General features: G+C 69.9%; 2 protein-coding genes and 1 pseudogene. All 3 read right to left on the reverse strand.

Annotated features, from left to right (window positions below; all coding sequences use genetic code 11):
• The coding region (locus tag ABZ441_RS33205; protein WP_358981081.1) for a type I polyketide synthase at nt 1-6,614 on the reverse strand (6,614 nt) is incomplete at its 3' end.
• A 7-nt stretch (nt 6,615-6,621) separates the two neighbouring features.
• On the reverse strand, nt 6,622-10,473 hold the full coding sequence (locus ABZ441_RS33210; protein ID WP_358981083.1) for a type I polyketide synthase: 3,852 nt from the start codon (nt 10,471-10,473) through the stop codon (nt 6,622-6,624).
• A gap of 36 nt (nt 10,474-10,509) precedes the next feature.
• A pseudogene (locus ABZ441_RS33215) lies at nt 10,510-10,740 on the reverse strand (ketoacyl-synthetase C-terminal extension domain-containing protein); the annotation flags it as partial.

Raw genomic sequence — 10,740 nt, forward strand, 5'->3', positions numbered from 1 at the left:
GCCGACAGCTCACCGATCGAGTGCCCCAGCAGATAGTCCGGCTTCACACCCCACGCCGACACCAGACGGAACAACGCCACCTCGAGCGCGAACAGTCCCGCCTGCGTGAACTGCGTCTGATCCAGCAGCTCACCACCCTCGAACACCACATCCCGGATCGGCTGCTCCAGATGACGGTCCAGCTCCGCACACACCGCATCGAACGCATCCGCGAACACCGGATACGCCTCGTACAACTCACGGCCCATACCCGACCGCTGCGCGCCCTGGCCCGAGAACAGCACACCGGTCCGGCCCGGCGTCACCGCACCCGTGACCGTCCGGTCGCCGATGACCACGGCACGGTGCTCCAGCACCGCACGCGTCGTGGCCAGCGAAAACCCGACGTCCACCGGATTCCGGTCCGCGGTGAACTCCGACACCCGCTCCACCTGAGCGGCAAGCGCCTCGGCCGTCTTCGCCGACACCACCCACGGCACCACCGACACCCTCGGCACCCTCGGCACCGCGGAATCGGCCGCATCCGCCGGCGCTGCCTCGAAGGGCTGCTCCAGGATCACGTGTGCGTTGGTGCCACTGATTCCGAACGACGACACCGCGGCACGCCGCGCATCACCCGTCTCCGGCCAGTCCGCACGGTCCCGCAGCAGTTCGACCGCGCCGGTGGACCAGTCCACCTGTGACGACGGCTCATCCACATGCAACGTCTGCGGCAGCACGCCGTGCCGCATCGCCATCACCATCTTGATCACACCGGCCACACCTGCGGCAGCCTGCGTATGCCCGATGTTCGACTTGATCGAGCCCAACAGCAGCGGCCGTCCCTCCGACCGCCCCTGCCCGTACGTCGCCAGCAACGCCTGCGCCTCGATCGGGTCACCCAGCCGGGTACCGGTGCCATGTGCCTCGACCACGTCGACCTGTGCCGGATGCAGACCGGCGTCGGCCAAGGCCTGGTTGATGACCCGCTGCTGCGACGGGCCGTTCGGTGCCGTCAGACCGTTCGACGCACCGTCCTGGTTCACCGCCGAACCCCGCACCACCGCCAGCACCTGATGGCCGTTGCGCCGAGCGTCCGACAGCCGCTCCACCAGCAGCACTCCGACGCCTTCGCCCCACGCCGTACCGTCTGCGGACTCGGCGAACGCCTTGCACCGGCCGTCCGGTGCAAGACCGCCCTGCCGGGAGAATTCGACGAAGGCACCTGGGGTCGACATGACCGTCACCCCGCCGGCCAGAGCCAGTGAGCACTCGCCCGAGCGCAGCGCCTGGATCGCCCAGTGCAGCGCGACCAGGGACGACGAGCAGGCCGTGTCCACCGTCACCGCCGGACCCTCGAGCCCGAGGGTGTACGACACCCGGCCCGACAGCACGCTGGCGGAACTGCCCGTCGCACCGTAACCGGCGACCGACTCGCCCGCACCGCTCATGAGGTGGACGTAGTCCTGGCCGTTCGTACCGGCGAAGACTCCCGTGGAGCTGCCGACCAGCGTCGAAGGGTCGATGCCGGCGCGCTCCAGCACCTCCCAGGACGCCTCGAGCAGCAGCCGCTGCTGGGGGTCCATCGCCAGCGCCTCACGCGGCGAGATCCCGAAGAACTCGGCATCGAAGTCGGCGGCGTCGTGCAGGAAGCCGCCCTCGCGTGTGGACGAGGTGCCGATACCGGCGGAGTCCGCGTCCGGGGCGTGGAGCGATCCGAGGTCCCAACCACGGTTCTCAGGAAGGGTGGAGATTCCGTCCGAGCCGAGGGCCAGCAGGTCCCACAGTTCCTCCGGCGAGGCGACGCCACCGGGGAACCGGCAGCTCATACCGACGATCGCGATGGGATCGTCCACGTGGGTCCGCAGGACGTCGGGCGACGTCGTACTTCCGCTCGCCCCCGACGGCCGCAGGCGGGACTGCAGATGGCGGGCCAGAGCGGCTGGGGACGGGTAGTCGTACACGAGTGTCGTCGGCAGGCTCAGCCCCGATGCGGCGTCGAGCCTGTTGCGCAGTTCCACCGCGCTGATCGAGCTGAAGCCGAGGTCCAGGAACGCCCGGTCTGCGGGCACCGCTTCCCTGGAACCGTGGCCCAGCAGGGCGGCGGCCTCGTCGCGGACGAGGTCCAGCACCAGGCGGCGGCCGTCCTGTTCCGGCATGGTCCGCAGACGGGCAGCGAGCGCCGATCCGGGTACGGGCTCCGGACCGGCCGGGCCGGCGGTTCCCTGGTCGTTCTCCCGAGCGTGGGACAGCTCGCGGAGCAGGGGGTTCGGTCGACGAGTCGTGTTCTGTCCGGTGGCCAGGTCCCAGCGCACATCCGCGACGGCGAGGGTGGTCTCGTCGTCCTCGAGAGCCTGCTGCAGGGCCAGGAGTGCAAGTTCCGGGTCCATGGAGCCGACGCCGCTGCGTGCGAAGCGCTCCTCCTGGCCGGCACCGAGGCCTCTGCCGTGCCAGTGGCCCCATTGGATCGCGACGGCTGTCAGGCCTTCGGCACGGCGTTGGTGGGCGAGGGCGTCGAGGAAGGCGTTGGCAGGGGCGTAGTTCCCCTGGCCGGCGCCGCCGAGCAGGCCGGCGACGGAGGAGAAGAGTACGAACGCGGAGAGGTCGAGGTCGCGGGTGAGTTCGTGCAGGTTCGTCGCGGCTCGGGACTTCGCGTGCAGTGCCCGGTCGAGCCGGCCGACGCTCAGCGTGTCCAGCAGGCTGTCGTCCAGCAGCGCCGCGCTGTGGACGACAGCGGTCAGGGGCAGTTCGGCGGGGATCGAGTCGAGCAGGGCGGTCAACGCGGAGCGGTCACCGGCGTCGCAGGCGGCGAGGGTGACCTTGCTGCCCAGCGCGCCGAGTTCAGCTGCCAGGGCCTCGGCGCCGGGTGCTTCGGCGCCGCGTCGGCCGACGAGCAGCAGATGTTCGGCACCCTGCTCCGCGAACCAGCGCGCGGTGTGGGCGCCCAGCGCGCCGGTGCCGCCGGTGATGAGCACCGTGCCCCGGGGGCAGCGCCATTCGTCGGACGCGGGGGTACGGGACGGACGGGGTGCGGGGACGAGCCGGCGTCCGTGCACACCGGTGGCACGGATCGCCAGCTGGTCTTCCTCGAGGTCACGTGCCGCGAGGGTGGTACGTAGACGGTGGGCCGCACGCCGGTCCAGGTTTTCGGGGAGGTCGAGCAGGCCGCCCCAGGTGTGTGGGCGTTCGGCACTGATCACGCCGCCCAGTCCCCAGAGCAGGGCCTGGGCGGGGGCGGTCACGTGGTCGGCGCGGCCCACGGAGACGGCGCCACGGGTGGCGATCCACAGCGGTGCCTGGACGTCGGTGTCCGCGAGGGCCTGGACGAAGGCGACCGTGTGCGCGAGCCCGGCCGGCACGGACTCCGCCTGGGGGTGGGTGCGTACGTCCAGGGCGAGGAGTGACAGGACACCGGAGACGGCGGTGTCCTCTCCGCCGCCCAGCGCGGTGCGTATGAGGGCGGCCAGCGCTTCACGATCGCTGCCGGGAGCCACGCGGACGGCGACGACGTCGGCGGGGGCGAGCGCGTCGAGGCACGCGTCGAGATACGGGTCGGCAGCGGCCGGGTCGGCTGACGTCGTCGCGGGCAGGGCTACGAGCAAGGTGCCCGTCGGCCGATGGGCAGTGGTCGTTTCGGCGATCCGCTGCCACACCACGCGGTAGCGCCACGAGTCGACGGTGGACAGCGCGGTGCGCCGGCGTCGCCATGCGGAGAGCGCGGGCAGCGCCGCTGCGAACGACTGCTCCGTGTCGACCGCGAGGGTCCGTGTGAGTGCCGCCAGGTCCGCGCCGTCGACGGCGGCCCAGAAGGCTTCGTCCTCCGGAGCGGTTTCGGACCGGTCGGTGTCCGGCGTGCCGGCCGACTCCAGCCAGTAGCGCCGGTGCTGGAACGCGTACGTGGGCAGGTCCACGCGCCGGGCGCCGGTGCCGGTGAACACGGCACGCCAGTCCGGTTCCACGCCGTTGGTGTAGGCGGTGGCGAGCGAGGTCATGAACCGGCGGGGCTCGTCCTCGCCACGTCGCAGGGTGCCGAGCGCCACCGCGTCGCCGTCCGCCGCGTCGAAGGTCTGCTGGAGTCCCGCAGTGAGAACGGAGTGTGGGCTGACCTCGATGAACACCGTGTGGCCGTCGGCGAGTGCGGCGGCGGTCGCCGCCTCGAACTCCACCATGGACCGCAGGTTCCGGTACCAGTAGTCAGCGTCCAGGCCGGCCGTGTCGATGAGCCCACCCGTCAGCGTGGAGTAGAACGGAACCGCCGCGGACCGTGGCTCGAGTCCTTGCAGCGCCTCCGCCAGCTCCTCCCGGATGCCTTCGATCTGCGCCGAGTGGGAGGCGTAGTCCATCGCGATGCGCCGGGCCCGTACGTCCTCCGCCGCGCAGGCGGACACGAAGGCGTCCAGCGCGTCAAGGTCACCCGACACCACGACGGACGTGGGGCCGTTCACGGCCGCCACCGACAGCCGGGCGCCGTACGGCTCCACCTGCTCCCGCACCCATTCCACCGGGCGCGGGACCGACACCATCCCGCCCTTGCCGGAGAGTGGCATCGTGACTTCTCGCCGACGCGCCACGAGGCGTGCCGCGTCCTGAAGGGAGAGGGCTCCGGCAACGGTGGCCGCTGTGATCTCTCCCTGGGAGTGACCGATCACAGCGGCCGGCTCGACTCCGCACGAACGCCACAGTTCGGCCAGGGAGACCATGACCGCCCACAGCACCAGCTGCATGACGTCTGCCCGGTCCGACGAGGGAGCACCCTCCACACGTCGCACCACATCCAGGAGTGACCAGTCCGTGTAGGGCGCCAGCGCCTCACCGCATTCGGCGAGCCGTGCCGCGAAGACGGGGGACGACTCCACCAGGCCGGCCGCCATCCCGGTCCACTGCGCACCCTGCCCCGGGAACACGAAGACGGGTTTGACCCTGCGGGACGCGGTCCCCTGTACGGCGGAGGCGGACGAGCCGACGTGGGCCAGGGACCGGAGTGCGGACAGGAAGTCGTCGTGGTCCTCCGCCACCACGGCCGCACGGTGTTCGAGGGAGGCCCTGGTGGTCGCGAGCGACCATGCGACGTCCGCCGGGGCCGGGCCGCCGCCGTGGCGTGTCTCCAGGTGCGCCAGCAGACGCGCGGCCTGCGCCGCGACCGCCTCCGGCGACTTCCCGGACAGCACCCACGGTGCGGTTCCGGTGGTCAGCAGGGTCCGTGCGTCAGCTCGGGGGGCATCCGTCGGACCGGGGTCCGGCCGGCTCTCGAGGGCCACCTGTTCGAGGATCACGTGCGCGTTGGTGCCACTGATCCCGAACGACGACACCCCCGCCCGGCGTGGTTCGCCCGTCTCGGGCCAGGCCACCCGCTCGGCGAGCAGCTCGACGCGCCCGGCCGACCAGTCGACGTGCGTCGACGGCTCGTCGACGTGCAGGGTCCGCGGCAGCACACCGTGCCGCATCGCCATCACCATCTTGATCACACCTGCCACACCCGCAGCAGCCTGCGTATGACCGATGTTCGACTTCAGCGACCCCAGCCACAGCGGTCGGTCCTGGGTCCTCTCCTGTCCGTACGTGGCGATGAGCGCCTGCGCCTCGATCGGGTCACCGAGTGTGGTGCCGGTGCCGTGCGCTTCCACGGCGTCCACCTGCGCGGCCGTGAGCCCGGCCCCTGCCAGGGCCTGCCGGATGACACGCTGCTGCGACGGACCGTTGGGCGCGGTCAGGCCGTTGGACGCCCCGTCCTGGTTGACGGCGGAACCGCGCACGACGGCGAGCACGTCGTGCCCGTTGCGGCGCGCGTCCGAGAGCCGTTCCACCAGCAGTACGCCTACGCCTTCGCCCCAGCCCGTGCCGTCGGCGGCGGCGGAGAAGGCCTTGCAGCGGCCGTCCGCGGCCAGGCCGCGCTGCCTGCTGAAGTCGATGAACGTGGCCGGGGTGGTCATCACCGTGACCCCACCGGCGATCGCCATGGTGCACTCGCCCGAACGCAGCGACTGCACCGCCAGATGCAACGCCACCAACGACGATGAGCACGCCGTGTCGACGGTGACCGCGGGCCCTTCCAGGCCCAGGGTGTACGAGACCCTGCCGGTGACGACACTGCTCGCGGTGCCCGTACCGAGGTAGCCGTCGACCCCTTCGGGCACGGCGCCCACGCTCGCCGCGTGATTGTGGTACATCACCCCGGCGAACACGCCCGTGCGGCTGCCCCGCAGCGACAGCGGATCGATTCCGGCGCTCTCGAACGCCTCCCAGGAGGCCTCCAGCAGCAGGCGCTGCTGCGGGTCCATCGCCAGCGCCTCACGCGGCGAGATCTTGAACGGCTCAGGGTCGAAGTCACCGGCGTCGTGCAGGAACCCGCCCTCGCGGGTGTAGCTGGTGCCGGGCCGCTGCATCTCGGGGTCGTACAGCGCCTCGAGGTCCCAGCCGCGGTCGTTCGGAAAGCCGGTGATGCCGTCCCCACCCGACACGGCCAGTTCCCACAGTTCGTCAGGGGACCGTACGCCACCGGGGTACCGGCAGCTCATCGCCACGATCGCGATGGGCTCGCTGTCCTTCTCCTCGAAGGAGCGCAGCCGCTCGCCGGTCTCGTGCAGATCGGCGGTGACCCGCCGGAGATATTCGCGGAGCTTGTCTTCGTTCGCCATCAGCGAGTCACCTGCCGAACTTGTTGTCGATAAAGTCGAACAGCTCGTCGTCTGAGGCTGTACCGAGTGTCTGACTGACGCTGGTCTCGTCACCGGCGTCGTTGCCCAGGCCCTCTCGGGCACCGGCCGGCTCGCACTCCTCTTTCCATCTGGCCATCAGCGCGTTCAGCCGGGTGGTGACGGTGGCGGTGGGGCCCTCACCGTCAGGGGTGAGCGCGTCGAACTCCGTCTCCAGCCGATCGAGGGCCTCGAGCACCGAGGACATCGCCGCCTTGCCTGGGGCGATCTCGGTCAGGATGTGTTCGGACAGCGCGCCGGGGGTGGGGTGGTCGAAGACCAGGGTCGCGGGCAGCCGAAGGCCTGTCGCCGTGTTGAGCCGGTTCCTGAGGTCCACAGCGGTGAGCGAGTCGAAGCCCAGCTCGGTAAAGGCGGCATGCGGCTTGACGGACGCCCCGGAGGCATGTCCGAGAACGTCGGCCACCTGATCGCACACCAGCTGGAGTACCAGCCGCTCGCGCTCCGCGGCGGGCACCGCACGCATCCGCTCGGCATAGAGGTGGGCACCGCCGGACGCGGCGGTGCGGCCTTCCTCGCCGAGGCGCCGGGCCGGCTTTCGTACGAGCGACCGAAGCACGGTGGGCACATCGTCCTTCAGGGCGTTCTTGTGCAGCACGGCGAAGTCGAGGGGTACAGGGACGAGTACCGGCTCATCAGCCAGTGCCTCAGCCGTGTCGAGCAGTTCGAGTCCCTGAGCCGAGGACAACGGAAGCAGACCACCCCGGGCCATCCGCCGCAGATCATCCGCACCGAGCTGACCCGTCATCTCACTCGACTGAGCCCACAGACCCCAGGCCAGCGACTGCCCCGCAAGCCCTTCTGCCCGCCGCACCTCCGCCAGCGCGTCCAGGAACGCGTTCGCCGCGGCGTAGTTCGCCTGACCCGCACCACCGAACACACCCGCCGCCGACGAGAACAACGTGAACATCGACAGATCCATGCCACGCGTCAACTCGTGCAGATTCCACGCCGCATCGACCTTCGGCCGCAACACCGCAGCAAGCCGCTCCGGCGTCAACGACGACACCACACCGTCATCCAGCACACCCGCCGTATGCACCACACCCATCAACGGATGCTCAGCGGCGACACCGTCCAGCACCTCAGCCAACGCAGCACGATCCGCCACATCACACGCCACGAAACCAGCCCGCGCACCGAGCTCCTCCAACTCCGCGACAAGACCAGCCGCCCCCGGGGCATCCCCACCCCTACGGCTCACCAGCAACAGATGCCGAACCCCACGCTCCACCACCAGATGACGCGCCACCAAACCACCCAGCACACCACTGGCACCCGTCACCAACACCGTGCCCACAGAGTTGGAGCCGGCATCCGGAGCACTCCTACCACCAACAGACACCCGCGCCAACCTCGGCACGAACACCTCACCACCACGCACCGCCACCTGCGGCTCACCCGAAGCCACCACAGCCGACAGAACCGACTCATCGACCCCCTCGACATCGACCAGCACGAACCGACCCGGATTCTCCGTCTCAGCCGCACGCACCAGACCCCACACAGCAGCCTGCGCCGGATCCGGCGACTTGCAGAACATCGCGCCCGAAGTCACCACCACCAGGCGCTCATCAGCGAGCCGCTCCTGTGCCAGCCACTCCTGCACCAGGCGCAGAGCTTGGCCGGCGATGTCATGCGTACGGTTCACCACATCCCCGGATACCGGACCGGAATCGGCGAACGAGACCGCGTCCAGAACTCCAGAGGCACTCCAGTCCGCGAAGGACCCCACCTTCAACGCGTTGTCAGTGCCGTACACGTCCAGCCGCAGCTTCGACCACTCCAGGCGGAACAAGGCATCCGACGCGGAACCCGCCGCCCGCACCTGCTCAGCCGAGACAGGCCGCAGCACCAACGAATCCACCGACGCCACCGGCTCACCGGCCACATCCGCCAGCACCAACGACACCCCGGAACCAGCCGGCGCGATCCGCACCCTCAGAACCGAAGCACCCACAGCATGAAGAGAAACCCCGGACCACACGAACGGCAGCTGAGCCGACTCACCTTCACCGCCCACCAATCCCATGCCATGCAGGGCAGCGTCCAGCAGAGCCGGATGAAGCCCGAAACCCTCGACATCCACACCCTCAGGAAGAGCTACCTCCGCAAAAAGGTCGTCCCCACGCCGCCACGCAGCACGCAACCCACGGAAAACCGGCCCGTACCCAAGCCCCAGCCCCAGCAACTCCTGGTAAAAATTCGTCACATCGAGTCCGACAGCGTCCCGCGGCGGCCACTCCTCCAATGACTCACCCGGCGTGGTGCCCGTGGCCAACGTGCCTACCGCGTGCCTGGTCCACTCGCCGTCCGCGTCCGAGTTCGCAGCAGGGCGTGCGTGCACCGTGACCACACGACGCCCCTCACCGTCCGCGGCCCCGACAACCAGCTGCAGCTGTGTGTCGGCGAGCTCGGACAGGGCCAGGGGTGCCTCGAGTGTCAGCTCCTCGATGAGGTCGCACTCGACGTACGAGGCGGCGTGCAACGCAAGGTCGACGAACGCGGTAGCAGGCAGCAGGACCGACCCCATGACCGCATGGTCGGCGAGCCACGGATACCGGCCGGGCGACAGCAGACCGGTGAACACCGTGCTCTCGCCTCCGGCAAGCGGAACCGCCGCACCGAGGAGGGGGTGGGCCACTGAACTCTGCCCGAGGCCGATCGCATCGGCGGACTGCACGACATTGTCGGCGAGCCAGTAGTGCTCGTGCTGGAACGCGTAGGTGGGGAGGCCGATGCGGCGGGCGCCGGTGCCGGCGAAGTACGCGGCCCAGTCGACGGCCGATCCGCGTACGTGGAGTTCGGCGAGCGCGGTGACGAGGGTCGTCGCCTCGTCGCGGTCCTTGCGCAGAACCGGGACGAACGACGAGTCCTCGACGCAGTCCTGGCCCATCGCGGACAGCACGCCGACCGGACCCAACTCCAGGAACGTGGTCACGCCTTGGTCCTGGAGGGTCCGCATCCCGTCGACGAAGCGCACGGCCTCGCGGACATGACGGACCCAGTAGTCCGCCGAGCAGATCTCCTCGCCCGACACGACCAGCCCGGACACGTTGGAGACGATGGCGGTCTGCGGGGCTCGGTAGGTCAGCCCCTCAGCCACCTCCCGGAAGTCCTCCAGCATGGCGTCCATTCGGGGCGAGTGGAACGCGTGACTGACACGAAGCCGCTTCGTCTTGCGACACCCTTCCGCCTCGAAGTGCGCAGCGATTGCCAGGACAGCGTCCTCGTCACCCGAGATCACCGTGGCGGAAGGCCCGTTGAGGGCGGCGATGTCGACACCGTCGGTCAGCAGCGGCAGGACCTCGTCCTCCGTCGCCTGGAGCGACACCATCGCCCCACCCGCCGGCAACGCCTGCATCAGACGGCCACGAGCCGCCACCAGCTTCGCGGCATCCTGGAGGGAGAGCACACCAGCTACATGGGCGGCCGACAACTCGCCGATCGAGTGCCCCAGCAGATAGTCCGGCTTCACACCCCACGCCGACACCAGGCGGAACAGTGCGACTTCGAGCGCGAACAGACCCGCCTGCGTGTACTGCGTCTGATCCAGCAGTGCACCACCCTCGAACACCACATCCCGGATCGGCTGCTCCAGATGACGGTCCAGCTCCGCACACACCGCATCGAACGCGTCCGCGAACACCGGGTAGGACGCGTACAGCTCACGGCCCATACCCGACCGCTGCGCACCCTGACCCGAGAACAACACCCCGGTACGACCCGAGGTCACCGTCCCTTGGACCGTGCGGTCCCCGATGACCACCGCACGGTGATTCATCACTCCACGCGTCGTGACCAGCGAGAACCCGACATCCACCGGCGCGTACTTGGCGGCGAACGCCGAGAGCCGTTCGACCTGCGCCGAAAGACCAGCCTCGGACTTCGCAGACACCACCCACGGCACCACCGGCAACGAGCGAGCCGAAGGGGAACCAGGCTTCCCGACCACCGGTGCCTGTTCGAGGATGACGTGCGCGTTCGTGCCGCTGATCCCGAACGACGACACCGCGGCACGCCGCACCTCGCCCGTCTCCGGCCACGCCAC

The sequence above is a fragment of the Streptomyces sp. NPDC005752 genome, from assembly GCF_040630715.1.
In the GTDB taxonomy this organism is placed as follows: Bacteria; Actinomycetota; Actinomycetes; order Streptomycetales; family Streptomycetaceae; genus Streptomyces.